Origin of the sequence: Myroides gitamensis, assembly GCF_029894455.1 — a bacterium.
GTDB lineage: Bacteria > Bacteroidota > Bacteroidia > Flavobacteriales > Flavobacteriaceae > Flavobacterium > Flavobacterium odoratum.
The window spans coordinates 1,090,158-1,113,916 of sequence record NZ_JARYHN010000001.1 but is presented as its reverse complement, the minus strand read 5'-3'; the positions used below and the strand labels follow the sequence as shown (position 1 = coordinate 1,113,916).

Here is a 23,759-nt window from a genome sequence, read left to right as displayed (position 1 = left end):
TTTTCACATTGGGTTAAGAAGGTTTTTTTATAAGATAAGCTACTCAATCACGACATTCAACAGTAGATATTCAAAAATAAACTCCCTTTTATATCCATTTTAATCTTAAAATTAAATAGGTTTTAGGTATCTTTTTATACTATTTCTCACTCCTCGATTTCATACCAAACTGATACAAACAAAAAAAGAGTCTAATCCTTGTGGATTAGACTCTTTTTATTTGTACGATTAAAATACTTAATAAGGCTTATTTCGCCTCTAAAGCTTTTAATTTATCATTCATTTCCAATGCGCGGTAAATGTTTTTTAGCGTTTGAATAGCTTCTTCATTAGTAGGGTTAATTGCTAACACTTTCTCTAAGTCATTCATAGCATCACGATAAATCGCTTTCTTCTCTTTTTGTAACTGCTCGTATTTTTTATTATCTGCAGCAGACATTCCTAAGCTATTCATTTTATTTGTCAACTCTTCATCTGGTTGTAACTTAATGAACGCCATATTTAAGTAAGCATTTTCATTTTTAGGATTAATGCGAATTGCTTGCTCATAGTATTTTCTAGCGTCTTCAATTTTACCAGCTTGGTAACTTGTAACTCCTAGATTATACAACAATAAATCATCATTTGGGTTTTTAGCCAATGCTTCTTTTGCAATTTCTTCATATTTACCCATATTGTTTGATTTCAAATACAAATCCATCTGCGTTAACATCAAGTTTGTATCATCTGGGTTTGATTTTCTTGCCTCAACAATTGCTTTTTCCGCTTGATCGTATTGTCCTTCTTGGTAATAGATTAACGCTAAATTCTTAACAATCTCTGGACGTTTAGACTCTTCTTTTACTAATTTTGGATCTGTATGTGTTCCTTGTTTCACTAATACATCTCTCATTTTTGAATCTTGACCAAAATTTTGAACTTCACCTGTAGCTTTTTCAACTGCAGTATAGTACGATTCATTTCCTTTGTATCCTAAATCAATCAATTGCTTATAGTAAGCTGTTGCTGTCGGATAATCTTTAGACGTAATTGCTGTTGAAGCAGCGTAGTATAGATATAATGTATCTTTTGGATTAATATCAAATGCTTGCTTAAACTTTTTAGTCGCTCCTTTATAGTTTGAAGAGTTATTATCTTCAATTGCTTTATTAATAACTTTAGAAGCTACTGTTCCTAACTCCTCATTTGCTTGTTTTGCAAATTTGTTGTTTTTATCAATTGCCTCAATTTCTTTATAAGCTTCTACCATTCGATCAACATTTGCATCGAAATCTTGGTTTTTCTCAATTTGTTGGAAAGCTAAATTCGATTTTAAATAGTAAAATTGAATTTTTTGGTCATTCGTTGCTTGACCTAAAACACCTTCAACTGCTTTTAATGCTGCATTAGCTTCTGCAACATTTCCTTTTTTAACTGCTTTCTCAGCATCTTTCAACTCTTTCTTTTGAGCCATTGAAAGCCCTGAAATCATTAGGGCAGCTGCTAAATAAACAAATTTTTTATTCATAACTCTGTTGTTTTTATTGATTTATTCTTGATCTTGGTCTTCTTCGTCTAGTTGATCATCTTCTACTTGTTCATCTAAATCTTCTACGACATCTAATACTGTTCCATCAATTTCTACAAACTCTTGATCTTGATCGTCCTCATCGTCCTCTTTCATTACTTTACAAACAGCTGCAATTGAATCATTTCCTTTGATGTTAATCAAACGAACCCCTTGAGTTGCACGTCCCATCACACGAAGATCCGAGATTCGCATACGAATCGTTAATCCTGATTTATTGATAATCATTAAATCATCCGCATCAGTAACCACGTTAATTGAAACTAGTAATCCAGTTTTCTCACTGATATTCATAGTTTTAACTCCTTTACCTCCACGGTTTGTTTCTCTATATTCTTCTAAAGCAGAACGCTTACCATATCCATTTTCAGAAACTACTAAGATTTCGCTGTTTAAATCACTTACAGATACCATTCCGATTACTTCGTCTTTGTCATCTGCTAATGTGATACCGCGAACTCCAGAAGCCGTTCTTCCCATTGGACGAGTTTTCTCCTCATCAAAGCGAACTAATTTTCCAGATTTCACAGCAATTAATACTTTACTCTTACCGTCTGTTAATTTTGCTTCTAGTAATTCATCATCTTCTTTAATCGTAATGGCATTGATACCATTTTGTCTCGGACGAGAATACTGCTCTAATGGTGTTTTCTTCACTTGACCTTGTTTGGTCGCCATGATTACATAGTGATTGTTGATGTACTCTTCATCTTTTAAATCTTGAGTACAAATAAACGCTTTCACTTTGTCGTCATTCTCAATATTAATCAAGTTTTGAATTGCACGACCTTTGCTTACTTTCGTTCCTTCTGGAATTTCGTAAACTCTCATCCAAAAACATTTTCCTTTTTGAGTAAAGAACAACATGTATTGGTGGTTTGTAGCAACATACATATGTTCCAAGAAATCTTGATCTCTTGTTCCAGCCGATTTTTGTCCTACTCCTCCTCTATTTTGTGTTTTATATTCTGAAAGTGGTGTACGTTTAATATATCCCGCGTGAGAAATCGTAATTACTACTTGCTCATCTGCGATAAGGTCCGTAATACTTACATCTCCTCCAGCGTATTCAATAACCGAACGACGCTCATCACCAAATCTTTCTTTTACTTCGTTTAATTCCTCTTTAATCAAGTTCATTCGCATTTCTTTGCTTGCTAATAACTCTCTTAAATGATTAATTAACTTCATAATCTCTTCATACTCCGCACGTAGTTTATCTTGCTCTAGTCCAGTTAACTGACGTAAACGCATTTCTACAATTGCACGGGCTTGAATTTCAGATAAAGCGAAACGCTCAATTAATTTAGCTCTTGCTTCATCAGCATTGCTAGAAGAACGAATTAAAGCAATTACTTCATCGATATTATCTGATGCAATAATTAATCCTTCTAAAATATGCGCACGCTCTTCTGCTTTTCTCAATTCATATTGCGTACGTCTAACTACTACATCGTGTCTGTGTTCTACGAAGTGGTAGATTAACTCTTTTAAATTCAACGTTTGCGGACGTCCATCAACCAATGCGATATTATTAACACTGAAAGACGATTGCAACTGCGTATATTTATATAACGTATTTAATACAATGTTTGGAATAGCATCGCGTTTCAATACGTATACAATACGCATCCCTTTACGATCCGATTCATCGCGAATAGTAGCAATACCTTCGATTTTCTTATCGTTAACAGCTTCAGCCGTTTTCTTAATCATCTCGGCTTTGTTCACCTGGAACGGAATTTCCGTTACCACGATACACTCTCTACCATCCACTTCTTCAAAATTGGCCTTTGCACGCATTACTACACGTCCACGTCCCGTTTTGAAAGCTTCTCTTACTCCTTCATAACCATAGATAACTCCTCCGGTAGGGAAATCAGGTGCCTTGATGTGGTTCATCAATTCATCAATTTCGATATCGTTATTATCGATATAGGCTAATGTTCCATCAATAACTTCTGAAAGATTATGTGGCGCCATATTCGTCGCCATACCTACAGCAATACCTGAAGCACCATTAACCAATAAGGTAGGAATACGCGTAGGCATTACCTTTGGCTCTTCTAAGGTATCATCAAAGTTTAACTGGAAATCAACGGTTTCTTTATCAATATCGGCAAGAATTTCTTCAGATATCTTCTTCATTCTAGCCTCTGTATAACGCATTGCAGCAGGGCTATCTCCATCTACAGATCCAAAGTTACCTTGTCCATCTACAAGCAAGTAACGCATACTCCAATCTTGAGCCATACGCACCATGGCGTCATATACAGAACTATCCCCGTGTGGGTGGTATTTACCTAAAACTTCCCCTACAATTCTGGCAGACTTTTTATGTGCTCTATTAGACATCACGCCTAACTCGTACATACCAAATAACACTCTACGATGCACAGGTTTTAAGCCATCTCTAACATCAGGAAGCGCTCGAGATACAATCACGGACATTGAATAATCAATGTAGGCTGATTTCATCTGTTCCTCAATGTTAATAGGAATCAACTTTTCTCCTTCAGACATAAGTATATTAAATTTAAATTGTCATTATTAAACGTGCTAATATACAGTTTTTATAGCGTTTTTCCATACTCTAGAGCCATGAAAAATTCATTTTTTTAGTGTTTTTCTAATTTTTTTATTCCTCCAATCGAAATAGAGTCATTTTAAGGCGGAAATAAGCCACTTTTAAGATGAGGCTGTACCCTTTGATGGTGAGGCGTTGAGGTGGTGAAATCGGAACGAAGTGTAGATTCATCGAATACGAAAACAAATATAAACCCATGAGATAGATGATGAGGTGGTGAGATGTAAAATCTCGTAGTGGCAAATGGCAATTTGCCAAATAACCGGATGATTTCCAACAACCTCACAAAGAACAAACCTCACAACCTACAATAAAAAAATCCCACCTTTTGGTGAGATTTTTTTTATTCCAATCGATGATGTATCTGTTTAAAATAATCAAAGGCTTTACTTACCCTTGTTCCGTACCAACTGAACATTTCTCCTTCCACAAAAATGGTTTTCCCATGGTGTGTAAATCGTCCAATCTCAAATGCATCTTCTTCTTGAAAGGCATACGGAATAGAAGATAGAAAAACCAGTTCAGGATCGCCTTGGATTCGAATTTTTCTTATCTCTACTTCTGGATACTGTTCTGTTCGTACTGCATAGACATTCTCAAACTTATTTAGCGTTAAAAGCTCTTGTACAAAAGTTCCTTCTCCAGCTACAACAAACGGATCTTTTCCTACAAAATAAGCAACTTTAAAGCCTGGCTTATCACGAACAAAGTCCATCAAGTCCTTTTGTCCAAATTGTAGTTTATCAATCCATTTACGCGCTTCTGTTCGTTTATTAAACAATTGACCTAAAGCTTCAATTAGTTGAATATTCTGGTCCATCGTTCTCACATCTACCAGCCAAATCGGACAAATCCCTTTTAAGCGTTCAATTTCCTCCAACGTATTTTCTGCTGGACTTGCAATAATAATATCAGGTTGCAACAACTTAATCTGCTCTACCTCTACTTTGTTTACTTCTCCTATTGTTGCCTTCGTTACTCTCAGGTGATAAGGATGCATACAAGCAGTTGTAATTCCCACTAATTCATCTTCTAACCCAAGGTCAAAAAGTATTTCTGTTAGCGCTGGCACAAGTGAAACAATGCGTTTTGGCATTTGCTCAAAACGATGCTCACGACCAAGTTGGTCCTTTCCTACGATCATAATCTATTCTTTAATATCTCTTGCATTTCCTGTTGCATTTTCAATGCTTCTTCTCTTGCTCTTGTTGCAAAGTCTGCTTGGTTGGATGCATAAATAATCCCTCTTGACGAGTTGATTAACAAGCCTACATTTTCTGCTAATCCATACTGACATACGTCTTGTAAACTTCCTCCTTGTGCTCCAACACCTGGAACAAGTAAAAAGCTAGTTGGTGCCACTTGGCGAATATCTTTAAAGTACTCCGCCTTCGTTGCTCCAACCACATACATTAGGTTTTCAGCATTTTTATATTGTTGTGATGTTCGGATTACCTTTTTATACAAAGGTTCTCCATCGATCAATTGCGTTTGAAAATCAAAAGCCCCTTCATTCGAAGTTAAGGCTAATAAAATGGTGTGTTTATTATCAAAAGCCAAGAAAGGTTCTACTGAATCTTTCCCCATATAAGGAGCAACTGTTACGCTATCAAAGGCCATATCTTCAAAAAAAGCCTTGGCATACATCGATGCAGTATTGCCAATATCTCCTCTTTTTGCATCTGCAATTGTATACAATGTTGGATATTGTTCCTTGATATACGCAATTGTCTTTTTCAAAGACTCCCATCCTTTCAATCCATAAGCTTCAAAAAAAGCAATATTGGGTTTATAAGCTACTGCTAAATCATGGGTAGCATCAATAATCGCCTTATTAAAACTAAAAATAGGATCTTCCTCTTCGAGTAAAAATGCAGGAATCTTAGTTAAATCAACGTCTAATCCTACACATAAGAATGAGTTTTTACGTTTAATTTCCTTTATGAGTTGTTGTGTTGTCATGCTCTAGTACTTTTAAAAAAAACCACACTGCTTAGTGTGGTTTCTCTTTATCTTGCGTATTAATAAACTTCGCTTTCTTTTAATTTCTCCGTATTACTTACTAATTGTAACTCATCAATAATTTTCTGAATACCTCCATTCATTACACCATCTAGATCGTATAATGTCAATCCGATACGGTGATCAGTAACACGTCCTTGTGGGTAGTTGTACGTTCTAATTTTCGCAGAACGGTCACCACTACTTACCTGAGAGTTACGTTTTTTAGCATCTTCTTCTTGTTTCTTCGCTAATTCCATTTCGTATAAACGAGAACGCAATACAGATAATGCTTTATCTTTATTCTTGTGTTGTGATTTCTCATCCTGACATTGCGCCACTAATCCTGTTGGGATATGCGTCATACGCACAGCAGATTTCGTTGTATTTACAGACTGTCCTCCAGGCCCTGATGAACAGAATAAGTCAATACGAACATCATTCATATCAATGTGTACATCGAATTCTTCTGCTTCTGGCAATACCATTACTGTTGCCGCAGACGTGTGAACACGACCTTGCGTTTCCGTTTGAGGAACACGTTGTACACGGTGTACACCTGCTTCAAACTTCAACGTTCCGTATACATCTTCTCCAGTTACTTCAAAGATAACCTCTTTGTATCCTCCAGAAGTTCCTTCATTCACATCCACTACAGATGTTCTCCAACCTCTAGATTCACAATATTTGGTATACATTCTGAACAAATCTCCAGCAAAAATACTCGCTTCATCTCCTCCTGTTCCAGCACGCACTTCCACCATTACGTTTTTCGCGTCTTCTGGATCTTTTGGAATTAAAAGGAATTTAATTTCATCTTCTAATTCTGGCAAACGATCTTTTGCTTCTTCTAGTTGCATTTTGGCCATATCAACCATTTCAGCATCACTTCCGTCTGCTAAGATTTCATTTGCTTCCGCTATATTTGCTGTAAGATTTAAATATTCAGCACGTTTTTCAACCAACTGTTTTAAATCTTTATATTCTTTGTTTAATTGAACATATCGTTTCTGATCTGAAATAACATCCGGTTGGATAATCAAATCAGAGATTTCATCAAAACGCTGTTTTATAATTTGTAATCTATCTATCATATCTTGAAAAGAGATAATTTAATTGGAATGCAAAGGTAAAAAAAAAGAGGAATATATCCGCATATTCCTCTTCATTTCGTTTATTTTATTGCTTTTATTTTTTAATCTCTACAGCAATCTCTACATCAGACCATGTTTTCCCTTCGTGTAGGGCATTACAAGCCTCATGTAAAGCGTTGAATGCGTCTTGAGCTGTAAAATCTGTAAGAATATCAATTGATCCATTCAATTTTACTCCAGCTTCTGTTGCTTCGTATGTGAATTCTTTTTCTTTGGTAATTCCATTCATTGTTAAGTTCACCAACACTTTACCGTCTTTAAACTCACCAAAGAACCCATTGATATTACCTACTAATTTGCTGAAGAAGTTTAAACGCAATGTTTCATCTCTTGCTGGATCTCCTGTACTTGCAGAGCTAGTAACAATTGAGAATTGCGCTCCTTTTAAACCTTCTGCTAAAGTTGCCGCTTCTTGGTTAACTTCTGATAATTTCACTTCGTCAAAAGTTCCTTTTACTCCTACTTTTGCAGGTGTTTTAAAAGCTGTCCACTCAATAGAGTAAGTCAACTCCTTTTGTTTAGGCGCTTCTGTTGTTTGCTCTACTGCTTCTGGTGCAGTTGTATCTGTTGATTTTTTATCTCCACATGAAATAGCTACCATGCTTACTAAAGCTAGTGCTAAGATTGATTTTTTCATAATGCTTTTGAGTTTTGTTTTCTTGAAGCTACTAATGTACAAAAAGCAATCCACAATTTGCGGTGCCCAAAAATTAAAATTTCCTTAAATAATTATGGCGGTTTTGATGCCCCTTAACGAACTAAAAACTTCGATATATTGTCTTCATACTTTACTTTGAAACGTTCCATCGCCTCAACGTCAATTGTCCCATCAGGTAAAACAATTCCTTCTTTTACCATTTTTTTAAAGACTTTTTTAAGCCCATGTTGATTAAATTTTTGTGTTTCGAAAGAAACTTTTTGCTGTACAAAGGCAATCGTATAATACAATACATCAGCATGACGACTATGTGGATCATTCGTATGTTGAAGATAAAGGATTTCTTCTTTAGAATTAAGCTTAAAAAAAGTCATATTATCAGACATAAAAGGCTGTTCATAAGTAAGAACTTCCTTATTGTCTATTGTTACTATTTTATTTTTGAATTTAACGTCTTGAGCCATGAGGAAGGTTGTAAAAAATAACGTTAGTAAGGTAAAGTAAGTCGTCTTCAGCATAAATAATTTATTTAGTTATCAAGTAAAAATAAGAATTTTTACGTTAAATCATAATTAAAACTTAATTTTCTTAAATATAACTTAATTAATAATTTACCTTCTCAATAAAATATCAAGTACCAAAACGATTCTACCTCTCTTATTTACTCAAAAAAAAATAGCAGCAAACTTTAGTTTGCTGCTATTCTGTATCGAGTATTTATATTTTTTATTTTCTCTCTGGGATTTGTTTTAAAATCTCTAAAACAAAGTTCCAGAATTTTTGAAGTGACTCAATATTTGCACGCTCTGCAGGAGAGTGAGCTCCTTTAATGGTTGGACCAAACGAAATCATATCCATATCCGGATAATGTGTTCCTAAGATTCCACATTCCAATCCAGCATGACAAGCCACCACATTTGGTTTTTCGTTGTGTTGTTTTTCGTAAATATCAACTAACACATCTAAAATTGCTGAATCTGGATTTGGACTCCATCCTGGGTATGAACCTGAAAACTCTACTTCACATCCCATTAATTCAAAAGCAGAACGCAAGCCATTCGCTACGTCCATTTTAGAAGATTCTACAGATGAACGCGTTAAACATTTTACGGTTAACTGTCCATTCCCTACCTCAACTTTAGCAATATTATTCGATGCTTCTACTAAATCATCAAAGTCTGGACTCATACGGAATACTCCATTATGCGCCGCATACATAGAACGAACGAAGAAGTATTGTGCCATAGAAGGCATTACTTTTTTCGGTGTTTCTGCCTCGTCTAATTTTTCGAAAACAACTTCAAATCCTGGATCTACGGTATGTAATTCCGCTTTGATATCCTCAACAATTTGCGTCATATCATAAACGAAAGCCTCATCATACATTTGAGCAATAATTACAGTTGCAACACTTTCACGTGGAATAGCGTTACGCAAACTTCCACCTTTAATAGTAGCAATTTGTAAACCAAAATTATCAAAAGCATCAAACAACAAACGGTTCATGATTTTATTTGCATTCCCCAGTCCTTTGTGGATATCCATTCCTGAATGTCCTCCGTTTAATCCTTTAATTGTAATGCGGTATCCCACCGAATTTTCTGGTGTATCTTCTTCATCGTACTCTGCTGCTGCAGTTACGTCAATACCTCCAGCACATCCGATATCAATTTCATCGTCTTCTTCTGTATCTAAGTTTAAAAGGATTTCCCCTTCTAATAAACCGCCTTTTAATCCTTTTGCCCCTGTCATTCCTGTCTCCTCATCAATTGTGAAAAGCGCTTCAATTGCAGGGTGTGGAATATCTGAACTTTCCAAAATTGCCATAATCGTAGCAACTCCTAGTCCGTTATCCGCTCCTAAAGTAGTTCCTTTAGCACGTACCCATCCCTCTTCCACATACATTTCGATTCCTTGTGTATCGAAATCAAAATCTGTATCGTTATTTTTTTGGTGAACCATATCCAAATGCGATTGCATCACAATGGTTTTTCTGTTCTCCATTCCCGCAGTTGCAGGTTTCTTAATGATAACATTTCCTACCTCATCTTGGATTGTTTCTAATCCTAGTGACTTTCCAAAGTCTACCATAAACGCAATCACGCGTTCTTCTTTTTTAGAAGGACGTGGCACTGCATTTAAATCAGCAAACTTATTCCATACTTGTTTAGGTTCTAAGTTTCTTATTTCTTGGTTCATAATTTCAATATAGATTCTTATTATTCCTTGTTCCTCAAAGGTAAACTATTCTCTTTAAAAATGAGATACTTCCTTTTATTTTGTTCGGTTCCCTTTTCCTTACTATTCAAAAATACTAAAGTAAGAGTTTAATCAACAAACCCTAACTAACTTTAGATGAAGTAATTGTTGTTCCTATACTTGCAAAAAAAACACAAGCCACGGACAACCACTGAATCAAGCTCAGTGCTTCTCCTAAGAACAATAAACCGCTCAAAGCGGCAAATGCAGGATGTAAACTAGTTAAAATACTAAAGCTCTTTGCAGGCATGCGCTTCATGGCTACTAAGTCCAACGTAAAAGGAAGTGCACTAGATAAAATAGCTACGGCCAATCCCAATAAAAAAAGATTAAGTGTCAGATGAACCAATCCTCCAGAGGCAATCCCTACAGGAACGATAATCATTGCTGCAAATAGAGTTCCAATAGTAACCGCAGTTCGTCCATCAATCAATTTAGACACCTTGCTTCCCATGACAATATAACCGACCCAAAACATCCCCGCTGTAAACGCCATACCCAGTCCGATTAAATCCACATTATTACTCTTCCACGGCACAATCAACAAGATTCCTGCACAAGCGAGCAAGGCCCAAAGCACATCGAGTACTTTTCTCGATAAAAACAAGGCTAAAAGCAATGGACCTACAAATTCTACGGTCACACCCAAGCCTAAGGGTACTCGTTCAATTGCAAAATAAAACAGTAAGTTCATTCCTCCAATGCTTACTCCATACCCTAAGCAGCACAACCATTGTTGTTTGGTTAATGCTTTAAAATTAGGTCTATTGATAAGTAATAACAAGATAGCGGATAAACCAATGCGCAAGGAGCTTGCACCTGCTGGTCCTAAAACAGGAAACAGCCTTTTTGCTAAAGACGCACCACCTTGCACACACATTATAGAAGTCAAAGCGGCTGAAATAGCAGTTCTTTTTTCACTCATTTCAAATAATTAAAAAAAATAAACTTTATCCTTCTTCAAGCATAAAGTTCAAATTTGGTGCAAAAGTAGTGCTTCATGAGAAGTCTCACAATGGAAACAATCTTTTTATTTTAGAAGAAAACCGAATTAAATCGCCCTATTCTTTTACTCTGCCCTAAAATTGGCATGTTGCGTTGCAGTAAAGAAATCACAGAAGATTTGATGTATCGGTTGATCAACTTGTGTTCCTTTAATCCCCAATTGTACATGCACCTGAATCACCTGTTCAATCAATTGCGCGACAATCTGTGTACCAAACGCATGTATTTCCTCTTGTTTCGCCATGGTTATCGTAGCGTTCTTCGCCAAATTGTCTTCCAATTGCTTGGCGTATTCTACTACTCTTTCAAAAGTTGCCGTAATATTTGCCTGATAAGCCCTTAAAGTCGCAGTAGGAAGCAGTATAGCAGCTTCGTCCATAAAGTGATACGCAATTCCTAAATAGTTCACGAGAAGCGTTAAATCAGCAAAAACTCGAAAAGGAATTTTGGTTACCACATCATCTGTGTAAAACGTATCATATTCAAAGTAGTAATCCGCCGGAATCACCGCTTGATTCACCTCAAAAGAGAAGGTTCCTGTTGCTTTCATTCCCATGGATTTCCAATTTGGAATGATTTTTACCTTATTTTGTTCTACAATAAAAGAACGAATACAAGGATTTCCTTCCGCATCCAAACAAGGTTTCCCTTGTTTCAGCAATTTCGCATTAAGGGTAAAATGGCTCAAATAAGGTGCTCCCGTTGCATAATGCCAAAGTCCATCCAGAACATACGTACCATCTTCTTGTTCATCCGCAGTACCTCCCACCATGCCACTTCCGCCAAAGCAAGTATTTTCTTTTGCGAATAATCTATTTGCAGTTTCAGGAAGCATATTGCGAGCAAAATAATTCGCACCAGAACACAACGTCAACATCCAACCTAAACTTCCGTCCATTTTTGCCCATTCGTATAAATGGGTTAAACCTGTTTGAAAATCACATCCTAAACCGCCATACGATTGAGGCACCCATATTTGCAACCATCGTTGTTTGTAAATATGCGCAATAACCTCCTCCGGAATAGCAGTTGCTCCCTGCATGGCTACTCTCAATGTACTAGCATTTAACATACGCTTGTTCTTTTAAAATTTTACTCCATTTGATATACCCCAATACAGCTACAATAAACAAGAAAACAGTCAATCCCGCGTAGAGGTATAAGTCCTTGTGAATCATCAAAGGCACCGAAATCAAATTGCTAATATTCAATAAAACCCAATTTTCCACCTTGCGTTTTGCCATCAACCACATCCCTGCCCAAGCAAAAGCAGAAACTAAAGAATCCCAAATAGGCACATCTGAATCCGTATAGTGCGTAAGGAAAAACCAGAATAACCCAAAAGTAAAACTGACAATGCCTACGGTAATAAGCTTTTCCTTCCCGTTTGTCGTTGAAATCTTGGTTTCTTCTTTTTGTTTACCGTATTTCCAATACAACCAACCATAAATACTCATCACCAAGTAGTATAAATTGAGCGTAAATTCGCCATAGAGCTTTGCGGCAATCATGACGTAAAGCGTCAAGGATATACCCGCAATACCGAAAAGATAGTTGTTGGAATTATTTCGCGATGCAAGTACAACTTGAATCATAGAAAATAGCACACCGAGCCATTCGGCCCACGTTGTTTGTAGTAAAATGTCCTGCATCATATTAACTTAACTAAGGTAAATGATGAGATGATAAATTGTAAATCCCTACGCTAGCATTACCTAGGTCAGGTGTGGAAACAAGTTCCAGGGTATCATCTCAGCCGCACAATGATGCAGCACCCCTTTCAGGGCACAAAGTTGACGTTTTTTTTTGATACAAAAAAATTTAGCATCTGTCTTGTGTAAGAGAATAACCAAGCATCAGAGTACCAACACCCTAGACTAAAAGGTTTGTAAACTCAATGCTCCTACTCGCTTGAGTTGCTGCTCTATCTCTTCAGACCAAGGTAATCCAATACTAATTCGGATACAGTTTTGAAATTGGTGTTGTACAGTAAACATTCGCCCCGGAGCAATACTAATCCCTTCTTTGATGCATAGATCATATAGCTTCAGTGTATTCACTCTTTGGTCAAACTCCACCCACAACGACAATCCTCCCTCTGGGCGACTAACTTTCGTTCCACTCGGGAAATCTTCCAAAATAACAGCTAGTATCTTCTGGTAATTTGCAAAGACACTTTGTCTCAACTTGCGCAAGTGTTTCTCGTATTTGCCTGATTTAATAAAATTAGCGACAGCTTCTTGTACAATGGCTGGAGAGGAAATAGCGTGAATTAACTTTTGGTGGATTATTTTATCTTGGTATTTTCCTGCACTTAGCCAACCCACACGATAACCTGGAGCTAGTGTTTTTGATATAGAACTACACAACAATACATTCCCTGTGGTATCAAAAGCCTTACAACACATTGGGCGTTTGCCATTGAAGTTTAAATCCCCATAGACATCATCTTCAATTAATGGTATTTGATGTGCCTCTAGTAAGGCTACAATTTTCTTTTTGTGTTCAGTAGGCATACAGCTGCCAAAAGGGGTGCTATAATTGGATACCAACAAGCAAATATCGATGGTTGAACAAGCTTGCTCTAGTGCTTCTATGTTCACTCCTGTAACAGGATCCGTGGGTAATTCTACCACTTTAAATCCCAAATCAAGAGCCAGTTGAAAAATACCTGGGTAGCAAGGGCTTTCAATCGCTACCGTATCTCCGGGTTTTCCTAAAGACAAAAGACAAAGCGAGATGGCATTGATACTCCCATTGGTTGTTACAATATCATCTTCCGTTAGATTCCCGCCCCAACTCATGGAACGCGAAGCAATCATACGGCGTAAATTGAGGTTTCCCTGCACAGATTCGTAATCAATTCCGCCATAGGTTAAGGTTTTACTCGCTTGTACAATTTCCTTTTTCATTTGTGCACTAGGGAGAAACTCGCCATAGAGTGAATTAAACGAAAATAAAGTCAGCGCTTCATTCCCCATATTGGCATAAACTTTATTAATAATGTCCTTTGGAATTGTGCTATCCGCTAAAGGCGTGGGATTACTCGCTTGAGGTAAAGGAAAGTGGGTATAGTTGACATGACTAACAAAATAGCCCGATTGGGGAATAGACTGTACCAGTGATTCCGATTCCAATTCCAGATAGACTCGTTTTGCTGTATTCATACTAATGTTGTGCGTTTTACACAACGTGCGAATTGAAGGCATTCGATCGCCTTCTTTGAGTACCCCTTTTCGAATTTGATGGGCTAATTGATCTGCTAAGTCTACGTAAATATATTTCTGATTCATATCACCAACTGTATCCATCCAAATATACAAAACTGCGACTGTGTTTGTCTATAAAATCCTCTTACTTTTGAAAAAAATAACAAACTAATGAAAACAACAGTAACTGCCACTGCTTCGAATGGATGGATGAACGGATTAATTGGCGTACTTTTATTTAGTGGATCCATGCCTGCAACAAAGGTTGCTGTATTGAGCTTAGATCCCGTTTTTGTAACCCTTGTACGCGCATTAATCGCTGCTATACTTGCTGCGCTTTTCTTGTTCTATACAAAAGCAACTTGGCCAAGCAAGCAAGAATCACAATCGCTTTTATTGGTATCTGCAGGTGCAGTTATCGGTTTTCCTCTTTTATCTTCTTTGGCTTTACAACATATGACCGCAGCGAGGTCTTTAGTTTTTGTGGGAACTTTGCCTTTGAGTACCGCTATTTTTGCGGTCTTACGAGGAAAAGAACGCCCTAAACCTTTATTCTGGCTTTTTGCTTTTTTGGGTAGTACACTCGTAGTAGGATTTGCTTATATGCAACATGCGACAAGTTCCTTGATGGGAGATCTATTAATGCTCGCTGCTATTGTGTTATGCGGATTAGCTTATGCAGAAGGAGCGGTACTGACAAAAACCATGGGAGGAAGTCAAGTGATCTCTTGGGCGATTATTTTTGCCTTACCTGTTTTAGTTCCTACTTTTTTCTTCTTTATTCCAGCTTCTCTAGAAACGATACAAATGGATACTTGGGTAAGTCTACTTTATCTAGGGACAATGAGCATGTTTACTGGGTTCATTTTTTGGTATAAAGGACTCGCACAAGGGGGAATTGCAACAGTAGGACAATTGCAACTATTACAGCCCTTTTTCGGTTTAGCCTTAGCTGCCTTTTTCTTAAAAGAATATATCTCAATTGGGATGATTGGCGTTACCTTAGGGGTGGTTTTATGTGTTGCTGCAAGTAAGAAGTTTGCGTAAGACGCGGTGGGGTGAAGTTGTGAATTTGCAAAATTTATCGATTAAAGAGGTTTGTTGCAAAAAAGCAAATATCATTCGCCCCTACCTTTCCTCATCCTAAGGCTCAAGTAAAAAGCAATCAGCAATAACAGGCAAATCAATCCTAAAACGAAGGCAAAAGCAAAGGTGTAATTTTTTATTTCAGTTAGAGCAAAAAAAACACTTCCCAAAGCTGCCACTCCAAAGGCAGAACCGATTTGCAGTCCACAATTAACTGCACCGGAAGCTAAGCCAGCAAATTGAATAGGTATATTGCTTAAACTAAGGCGAACGACAGAGGCTAAGGTTAGCCCCATCCCACAACCGATTACAAATAAATTTACTTTAAATACCACAGGGTGATATTGATATAACGTAATCATCAAAAGAATAAACCCCAACATATACAGCATTAATCCTACGGATAAAAGTGCCTCTTTGAGGTATTTGCTGAGTATAGAAGAACACAAAGACATGACAATAAATCCTACACCAAAAGGGATAATGGCTTTTCCTGCTTCCATACTGCTCCAATGCCATTCTTTTTGTAAATAGATCCCAAAAACCAAATAAAACACCCCACTTGCATAATACAGAAAACTAATGATTACTCCCAATTTTAAATTTCTGTATTGAAAAATATCAAAATCGACTAATACACTTTTCCCCTCTCTTTTTCTCTTTTTTTCAAGTCGAACAAACAGATAAATAAAAACAATTGCACTGAGTAAATACCCTATCGTGTGTAAGGTGATTCCATCTTCAATACTAGTCGTTAAAGGATAGATAAAACTCATTAAACCTAAAGTCAAGAATAAGGTTCCTTGGTAATCAATAGTCTCTCCTGTTTTTATTTCTTGTTTAGGTAAAGCGACAAGTGCTAAGAGCAAGGCCAAAATTCCTACAGGAAGATTGACGAGAAAGATGATACGCCATCCCAAATCAAATAGATTCCATTCGATGAGCAAAGCGCCTAAATATTGCCCCAAGGCCGCAGCAATACCGAAAGTAAAACTATACAAAGCCATGACCAATCGCTTTTCTTTTTCATTGAATATCCCCTGTACAATTGCGAGTACTTGTGGGATCATAATCGCACCAGAAACTCCTTGACCAATACGTCCAACAATCATCATCGTCGAGGATTGAGCACATCCGCAGAGGGCTGAAAAAAAGATAAATCCAAAAAGCCCCAGTATAAACACATTTTTTCGCCCATAAATATCACCCAATCGCCCTCCCGATATTTGAAATATGGCATAAGCACAGGTATAAAAGGAAACAATCATCTGCAGTTCACTATTAGTTGCTTGGAGGGATTGTTGTATCGCAGGCAAGGCTAAATTGACAATATAAAAATCTAAGGGAGATAAAATCGTTGCTAGTAATAAAATAAACAACAGAAACCATTTGTTTTTAAACATCATACTCTTCTTTTTTTATAAAAAAACACGTTATACTTTGCGTTCTTTTTACGTTAATACAAAAGTCTGAAAGCTTGAGAACATGCACATAACGCTTGAAGAAGCATAAAATACGCAAGATGAGTTTTTAGTGTTAATCATTTAATAATAGCTAAAAAACAATTCGTTCTTCTCTGTTCGAATTACGTTGCAATTCACACCAAAAATAGATTGAATCTGTTCCGGTGTCAACAAGTCAACAGGTTTTCCACTACAGTATACTTGAGTATCTTTCAAAGCATAGATATAATCGCAAAAATTAGCGATCAACGACAAATCGTGCATGGTTGCTAAGACACCAATACGAAGGGATTTGACAATTTTTAAAATTTCCAATTGAAAGCGAATATCCAAGTGATTGGTTGGTTCATCTAGGATGATTAACTCGGGTTGTTGTGTCAGGGCTCTTGCTAAGAAAACACGTTGTTTTTCTCCTCCCGACAACATGGATAAAGCCGTATTTTGATACGCTAGCATATCCACTTTTTCTAAACTTGCTAAAGCCAATTGATAATCCTCTTCATTGAAGGCTTGCCATTTTGATTTAAAAGGAATTCGCCCCATTAAAACCACGTCTAAAACAGTTGCATCAAAAGGGATATCGTTAAATTGTCCAACTACGGCAATTTTTCGTGCCATTTGCTTTAAGCTATACTGTTGCATGGGAATACCCTTATAGAAAACGCGACCTTCTTTGGCCTTCAATACGCGATATACAATTTTCAACAAAGTAGATTTTCCACAGCCATTACTCCCAACGATTCCTACAAATTGTTGGGGTTGGACTTGAATACTAACGTCGTTTAAAATCGCTCTTGATGGATAATGAAATGAAATATTCTGCACTTCTAATAGCTTTTCACTCATGATGCTTTCTTTTTATTCGTTACAAGGATTAAGGCAAATATTGGACAACCGATTAAATGCGGTTACAATACCAATGGCAACTTCGCTTTGAGGAATTAAAACACGCGATAACCAATCGGCACCCACTAAAAATAAAGCGCCTAGTACTGCACTAAACAACAGCGTCCAATGGTGTTTACTACCAACTAGATTTCGCACAATATGAGGAATGGTCAAGCCAACGAACCCAATCACGCCGCAAAAAGAAACGACTAAACTAGTTAGTAGCGTAACCAATAAAATCAATATAAGGCGTTGTTTATTGGAGTTAATTCCTAAAGTAATGGCCGATTCATTTCCCATCATCATGGCATCTAACTCTTTGGCATGTAATAAGAAATAACCCAATATCACAAGAAGCGCTATGAAGATAATTCCCACTTCGAGCCAACTTACTTGTGCTAAACTGCCCATACTCCAAAAAGCAACAGCTCTCACCTTTTCACTATCTTCCGCAACATAAACTAGAGCGTTGGAAAGTGCGGCACAGAATGCATTGATTACCGTTCCTGCGAGAATCAAATACAAGGTTGATACGCCTCGATTTTGGAGACTCAGTGCAAAAATAAATAAGGTTGCTCCACACGCACCAAGAAAAGCCATCAAGGGGATTCCCCAAAAGCTACTGATGCCCCATCCTAAAACAATAGCGACGGTTGCTCCTAAAGAAGCACCAGAAGAAATCCCCAATAAAAAAGGATCCGCCAATGGATTCTGTACGGTTGATTGCATCACAACCCCTCCGATGGATAAAGCCGCTCCTACAACAATAGCCATAGCCACTCTAGGCATGCGCATCGTCCACAATACTTCTTGAATAATATCCAATTGAATGCCTTCTTGTGAAACTAACTTCGCTGGTGATTCTGCAACTAAAATCGCCCATACATCTTGAGTGGTAATGGCAATCTGCCCCGATAATACAGCCCAAAGCGCCATACTACCAACGGCGAAAAGCAGGCAAACCAAATAACTGTATTTTCTTTTTCTTTGTTTCATACTCATTCAGGGTGTAATAAATGGATTAATTGTTCATATAAAGCCACAAATTCTAGTCCTCCACTCACTGCATTAGAATAATCAACAGCAATGAGTCGTTTATTTTTTACTGCATCCAAGCGTTTGAGTACGGGATGTTCTTGAAAATAACGAAGTAATTCAGGTAAGCTATTCGCCTGAAAACTAGACAGAATCAAATAGTCTGGATTTAACCGAATTAAATATTCTAAAGAGATGGGAATCACCATCGTCTCACTTGTTAAAAACGTTACGTTGAAATCTTCTAATAACGATCCGATGATACATTTATCTTGGGTGTAACAATAAAAAATATCACTCGATCGAACGTTGGCTAAAAAAAGGACGCGTTTTTCTTTTTCTTTTGAGGTTTTTGCGACTTTTGCTTTGAGTTGAGTGATTTTATGAGTCTCTTGTTCAATAAATTGCTTTACTTCTTTCTCCTTGTGAAAAACGGTACCAAAAGCTTCTAAATCGCGAAAGAATACAGATAACGTTCGAGGCTGATTGAAATCAAAAACAGGTATTACTTTTATCTTTTTCTCTTGCCAAAAAGAAGGACTTCCACTGCGTTTATCCTTAAACGCAGATTCCATTCCAAAAAGATGAGTAGGACGAGTTTGAATAATCGATTCAATAGAAGGCCATAAGGAAGTCAAAATAGGCCAACCCACCTCCTCTCCTTTTTTAATCTTACGATCCAAATAACCCACCCCCACAACGTTTTCTTTTCCGCCAAAGCGCTTCACCATCTCTAAAGCAGGTTGACCAAATAAAACCACCCGATCTGCCGTTTGACTATAACCGACAAGGCAAAGAAGAAAAGTTCCAAAAAGGAATACACCACACGTTCTCATCCTTAAAAACTATAGGTTAAACTCAACTTTAAATTCATCGGATCTTCCGGTCTCCAGTAATAAAATCCTCCTCTAGAATTGTAGTATGCTCCATTGTATAAATAGCGGTCAAAAAGATTATTCACGAGCAATGAAATTTTCAAATCATCCTTTTTCCAGCTTGCACCTGCATCTACACGAGTATAATCTGGAAGTGGTTCACCACCGCCAAAGGCCCATGTTTGACGATCTCCCATAAAGGTAATTCCAGCCATCAACGAGAAATCGCGTAGAAGTCCTGCCTCAAAAGTATAATCTAACCACACATTTGCCACATGTTTAGCATAACCACTTACTCGACTACCTTTCACTCCTCCTTTGGTTTCTTTAGTTACTTCTGAATCTGTATAAGCATAATTGGCATTGACTTGCAACCCAGGAGCTATTTTTCCACTCATATCCACTTCTACACCTTGTGTACGGGTTTGTCCTAGTTGCAAGACATAATTCTCCCCCGGAGCATTCATAGGGTCTGCAGATAAATGGTTGTTTTTTGTGATGCGATACACCGCTACTGTAGACTGAAAGCGCTTGTTCCACCAATTATTCTTTATCCCTACTTCGATATTATTTCCTGTTAGCGGCGTTACAGTAGCTCCATCTCGCTTTATACCCGATTGAGGGACAAACGTCTTGTCATACAAGGCATATACATTCATTTGATAACCAACCTTATAGCTTATTCCTATTCGCGGTGTGAATTTGTGATCTTCTCGTGTCTCGCGATTGGCATTCTCTTTGACAGTTGTATAACGTCCAGCAAGGGTAATAAACAGCTTATCATCAAAAAAAGCGAGTTCATCTTGGATGTAAATTCCTGTATAACTTTGCCCAACATCTGCTTGTCCAATACCAAATTGAGCCACTCGTTGTTTTAAAGGTTGACTTCGATCAAAGTTTGGATACCCGTAAATAGGTTTTTGATAAGCCGTATTGTAAATATTAAAACTCCCGATGGAATCATAATCAAACTTTTGGCTCCAATCCACTAAATAGCGCTTATGTCCAAGATCTAATCCACCTAAAATATTGTGTTTGATTTTTCCTGTTTTCCATTCACCCGTAACGAAAACCTGGCCAACTAATGCTTTGTTCTCCGCATCCCACAAATTGCTAGTTCGCACAAAATCCCCTGCATCATCAATATGAGTTACCCACATATATTGCCCTTCTTGATTGAACTTAAAATACCCCACTTGTGCTTGTAACGTCCATCTAGTATCCAATTGGGTCTTCAGATGTGCATTCAAACTATGGTCATTCATAATAGAAGGCTCAAAACCTGGATCTCCAAACGTTCGCTTTCTCGGTAAAGTAGCAAACCCTGCTTTAGAAAATAAATAATCCGCTCCAAAATCAGACAGTTTTAAACGCTGATAACTATATGCTGCTGTTAGCGAAGTTTTATCACTTAGTTTAAATAAAAAGGAAGGAGCAAAAGCCAAACGTTGGTTCTCCTGATAATCTCTATATCCATTTTTACTACTTCCCATTAGGTTTAAACGATAAAAAACCTGCTCCGTAACGGGAGTTAGTTTTCCTTCTATATCGGCACTAGCTCGCATAAAATCATAACTCCCATAATTGAGTTCGAGTTTTTGGCGCGTTTGCTCTGTTGGTGTTTTCGTGACAACATTGTAAATACCCGAAGGTTCTCCATTGGACATCATAAAGCCCGCAGGTCCTTTGACAAATTCAATGCGCTCTACCATACTCATATCCTCCGCCATTGGACCATAGGTAGAAGATACATTCATCCCGTTGCGAAATGCAGAAGCTCTTGAACCTCGCATATTAATACGGGCATATACATCGCCCCATTCCTCTAAACGCACGGCTCCACTTACATTTCGAATAATTCCATCTGTCAGTGTTGTAATCTGACGAGCCGCTATTAATTCAGACGAAAGGACCTGAATGTTTTGAGGAATATTAATAATCGCTTGATTTAAACGCAGCGATGTTGAAGGTTTCGTTTTCACCCATGGATTTTCGTCTAAAGTGATGACAACCTGATCCAATTGACGAGTGGAAATTGCTAAACTATCTTGTGCTTCTTGTGCCCATGCTACGGACCCTTGGAGCAAAAAAAGAAGAGATAAACGGATAACTGATTTTTTCATGACGTTTTCATTTTCTTTATTTAAATTCATTTTAAATAGTAAAATGCAAAAGTCTTATATTCGAAAAGCTAATAGACCACGCAATACGGTCATAAAACAACGCTAAGAGAAATATTCCTTCAAACTAAACTGCTTCTCGTTTCTATCTTATTTAAAATCAATATAAATACGTATTTTTGTACCATCAAATCCATTTTATTATGTTACAATCCATACCTCAACAGTCCTTTTCCATTGACAAGCACCATCAGGAAGGAAAGGAATATCAAATGGATATAACCATTATTCAGACGCCTATTGCCGTAATTAAACACGGGATTTATACCGCAGAACACGATTTTTATCATACCGTAGTACCCACCAAAGAATCTATTTTGACTTGTAGCTGTATACAAGGCAGTAGTTTAACGTTGAATCACGAGAATCTCAATATACAAGAACAAGGTTCGCTCTTATTTCAAGAACAAGCTGTTCCTTATGAGCACCTGATGAAAACAGATCAAAACAAAAAAGGAGAATTCTTAGAAATTGCAGTTGAGAGGCGATTTATTGCCTCTTTATTTGAAGAAGAAAGAGATTACCTGGCTGAGCTTTTAGAAAAGCAATCACCAAAACTTAGTTTTGATTTAAATTTAACCACGTTGCAAGTTCTCCAGCAATTGATTGCGAATCCCTTCCAAGGTAAATTAGCACAACATTACTTGGACAATAAAATTGAAGAACTTCACCTCTTGCAATACGCCAATTGGTCCTATCAGAAAGAGCAAAAACATCCCTCCCTTCACAAAAAGGACGAAGAAGCTTTACATGAGGTCAAACACTTCATTAATTCACATTACAACAAAAGTTTTACCCTACTCGAACTCGCTCATCAAGTGGGAATTAACCAAACTAAATTAAAGAAAGGATTCAAGTCTTTGTTTGGGACTACTACCTTCAAATACATCCACGATTTGCGCATGAAGAAAGCGTTAGAAATGATTCAAAGTCAAACGTATACAATTTATGAGATTGCGGAATTTGTAGGATATAAACACAGTCATCATTTTACTGCTGCTTTTAAAAAATACTATGGACAACTACCTACTCAAGTAAAATAAAAAGGCAAATACCATTCACTCTACCCTAGTTTCTTTACGTCCAATCTTGTAAAAACTTTGCATTTTTTTAATATACCGATTGGTATTTTTATTATACCTTTGGTGTTCGAATACAGTACAACATCATGAGTAAAGCCGAAAAAACCAAACAATTTATTATTGAAAAAACAGCCCCTTTATTTAATACCAAAGGGTATGCTGCTACTTCGTTGTCAGATATCACAGCGATAACAGGCTTAACGAAAGGAAGTATTTACGGCAATTTCAGCAATAAAGATGAGGTTATTATCGAAGCGTTTAAATACAATGTTTCCCTTTTGCGAAAGAAAATTGGCGGTGCCTTAAACCAAGGAGACAATCCAAAGGAAGCCCTATTAAGCTTTGTGGCTTTTTACCGCAACCATTGGGAATACTTAGTTCAAACGGGAGGATGTGTTTTACTCAATGCCGCAACAGAAGCAGATGATCATCTTTTCTTTTTAAAAGAAAGTGTTCAGCTCAATTTTAAAGCTTGGGAAGATCGCTTGGTTGAGGTAATTAAAGCAGGACAAGTACAAGGGTATTTTAAGCCTGAAATTGCAGCAGAAGACCTCGCTGCTTTGATGGTTATGCTAGTAGAAGGAGGCGTTTTACTTTCGCGTACTTTGGCCAACAAAAGACATTTGGATATCGCCTTGGACCAAATTGAACGCATGATTACAACCGAAATGGCCTCTTAATCCCCGAAATCATTGGGTCATCAAACGCAA

Annotated in this window: 20 protein-coding genes; 3 read left to right on the top strand and 17 right to left on the bottom strand. The window is 37.3% G+C overall.

Translation table 11 applies throughout. From position 1 onward, the window contains the following. Positions 1–247: 247 nt before the first annotated feature. The 12 genes from M2306_RS04850 to M2306_RS04795 form a co-directional block, all read right to left on the bottom strand. Positions 248–1,507, bottom strand: coding sequence for a tetratricopeptide repeat protein (locus tag M2306_RS04850; RefSeq protein WP_259190530.1), 1,260 nt, complete (start codon positions 1,505–1,507; stop codon positions 248–250). Between the two features lie 21 nt (positions 1,508–1,528). Beyond that, the gene (gene gyrA, locus M2306_RS04845; RefSeq protein ID WP_259190522.1) at positions 1,529–4,090 is read right to left on the bottom strand and encodes a DNA gyrase subunit A; all 2,562 of its coding nucleotides are present in this window, start codon (positions 4,088–4,090) and stop codon (positions 1,529–1,531) included. A gap of 407 nt (positions 4,091–4,497) precedes the next feature. Then, positions 4,498–5,298, bottom strand: coding sequence for an ABC transporter substrate-binding protein (locus M2306_RS04840; protein WP_259190515.1), 801 nt, complete (start codon positions 5,296–5,298; stop codon positions 4,498–4,500). After that, a complete protein-coding gene (gene pyrF / locus M2306_RS04835; protein WP_259190513.1) occupies positions 5,295–6,116 on the bottom strand; it encodes an orotidine-5'-phosphate decarboxylase in 822 nt (273 codons plus the stop codon). The genes M2306_RS04840 and pyrF overlap by 4 nt, the downstream gene beginning before the upstream one ends. Before the next feature lie 59 nt (positions 6,117–6,175). Continuing rightward, a complete protein-coding gene (prfA, locus tag M2306_RS04830) occupies positions 6,176–7,249 on the bottom strand; it encodes a peptide chain release factor 1 (protein WP_115090425.1) in 1,074 nt (357 codons plus the stop codon). Positions 7,250–7,343: 94 nt separating this feature from the next. Next, complete coding sequence (locus M2306_RS04825; RefSeq protein ID WP_115090426.1) at positions 7,344–7,946, bottom strand: YceI family protein; 603 nt, start codon at positions 7,944–7,946, stop codon at positions 7,344–7,346. Between the two features lie 113 nt (positions 7,947–8,059). Beyond that, positions 8,060–8,485: a hypothetical protein gene (locus tag M2306_RS04820; RefSeq protein ID WP_259190507.1), complete on the bottom strand. Its 426-nt coding sequence runs from the start codon at positions 8,483–8,485 to the stop codon at positions 8,060–8,062. A gap of 208 nt (positions 8,486–8,693) precedes the next feature. After that, entirely contained in the window at positions 8,694–10,166 is a 1,473-nt protein-coding gene (locus M2306_RS04815) for an aminoacyl-histidine dipeptidase (protein WP_115090428.1), read from the bottom strand. 142 nt (positions 10,167–10,308) lie between these two features. Beyond that, on the bottom strand, positions 10,309–11,151 hold the full coding sequence (locus M2306_RS04810; protein WP_259190499.1) for an EamA family transporter: 843 nt from the start codon (positions 11,149–11,151) through the stop codon (positions 10,309–10,311). Positions 11,152–11,295: 144 nt separating this feature from the next. After that, the gene (locus M2306_RS04805; RefSeq protein ID WP_259190498.1) at positions 11,296–12,303 is read right to left on the bottom strand and encodes an acyl-CoA dehydrogenase family protein; all 1,008 of its coding nucleotides are present in this window, start codon (positions 12,301–12,303) and stop codon (positions 11,296–11,298) included. After that, positions 12,290–12,886, bottom strand: coding sequence for a nicotinamide riboside transporter PnuC (pnuC, locus tag M2306_RS04800; protein ID WP_115090431.1), 597 nt, complete (start codon positions 12,884–12,886; stop codon positions 12,290–12,292). The genes M2306_RS04805 and pnuC overlap by 14 nt, the downstream gene beginning before the upstream one ends. A gap of 222 nt (positions 12,887–13,108) precedes the next feature. Continuing rightward, positions 13,109–14,524, bottom strand: a complete 1,416-nt coding sequence (locus M2306_RS04795) for an aminotransferase-like domain-containing protein (RefSeq protein WP_259190473.1) — start codon at positions 14,522–14,524, stop codon at positions 13,109–13,111. Between the two features lie 87 nt (positions 14,525–14,611). Between M2306_RS04795 and M2306_RS04790 the strand changes: the two genes are divergently transcribed. Continuing rightward, positions 14,612–15,487 (top strand): DMT family transporter, encoded by an 876-nt coding sequence (locus M2306_RS04790; protein ID WP_115090433.1) that lies wholly within the window; start codon positions 14,612–14,614, stop codon positions 15,485–15,487. A gap of 71 nt (positions 15,488–15,558) precedes the next feature. Here M2306_RS04790 and M2306_RS04785 read toward each other — a convergent pair whose 3' ends face one another. The 5 genes from M2306_RS04785 to M2306_RS04765 form a co-directional block, all read right to left on the bottom strand. Further along, entirely contained in the window at positions 15,559–16,932 is a 1,374-nt protein-coding gene (locus tag M2306_RS04785; protein WP_259190470.1) for an MFS transporter, read from the bottom strand. A 138-nt stretch (positions 16,933–17,070) separates the two neighbouring features. Further along, positions 17,071–17,835 carry an ABC transporter ATP-binding protein gene (locus tag M2306_RS04780; RefSeq protein WP_259190467.1) on the bottom strand — a complete coding sequence of 255 codons (765 nt, stop codon included), beginning with the start codon at positions 17,833–17,835 and terminating at the stop codon, positions 17,071–17,073. A gap of 12 nt (positions 17,836–17,847) precedes the next feature. Next, positions 17,848–18,873 carry a FecCD family ABC transporter permease gene (locus M2306_RS04775; RefSeq protein ID WP_498882775.1) on the bottom strand — a complete coding sequence of 342 codons (1,026 nt, stop codon included), beginning with the start codon at positions 18,871–18,873 and terminating at the stop codon, positions 17,848–17,850. Between the two features lie 2 nt (positions 18,874–18,875). Beyond that, positions 18,876–19,748 (bottom strand): ABC transporter substrate-binding protein, encoded by an 873-nt coding sequence (locus M2306_RS04770; RefSeq protein ID WP_115090437.1) that lies wholly within the window; start codon positions 19,746–19,748, stop codon positions 18,876–18,878. Between the two features lie 2 nt (positions 19,749–19,750). Next, entirely contained in the window at positions 19,751–21,910 is a 2,160-nt protein-coding gene (locus M2306_RS04765; RefSeq protein WP_115091645.1) for a TonB-dependent siderophore receptor, read from the bottom strand. A gap of 200 nt (positions 21,911–22,110) precedes the next feature. Here M2306_RS04765 and M2306_RS04760 point away from each other — a divergent pair, with 200 nt between their 5' ends. Next, positions 22,111–23,010: a helix-turn-helix transcriptional regulator gene (locus M2306_RS04760; protein ID WP_259190454.1), complete on the top strand. Its 900-nt coding sequence runs from the start codon at positions 22,111–22,113 to the stop codon at positions 23,008–23,010. A gap of 125 nt (positions 23,011–23,135) precedes the next feature. Further along, positions 23,136–23,729: a TetR/AcrR family transcriptional regulator gene (locus M2306_RS04755; protein WP_115090439.1), complete on the top strand. Its 594-nt coding sequence runs from the start codon at positions 23,136–23,138 to the stop codon at positions 23,727–23,729. Positions 23,730–23,759 lie beyond the last annotated feature (30 nt).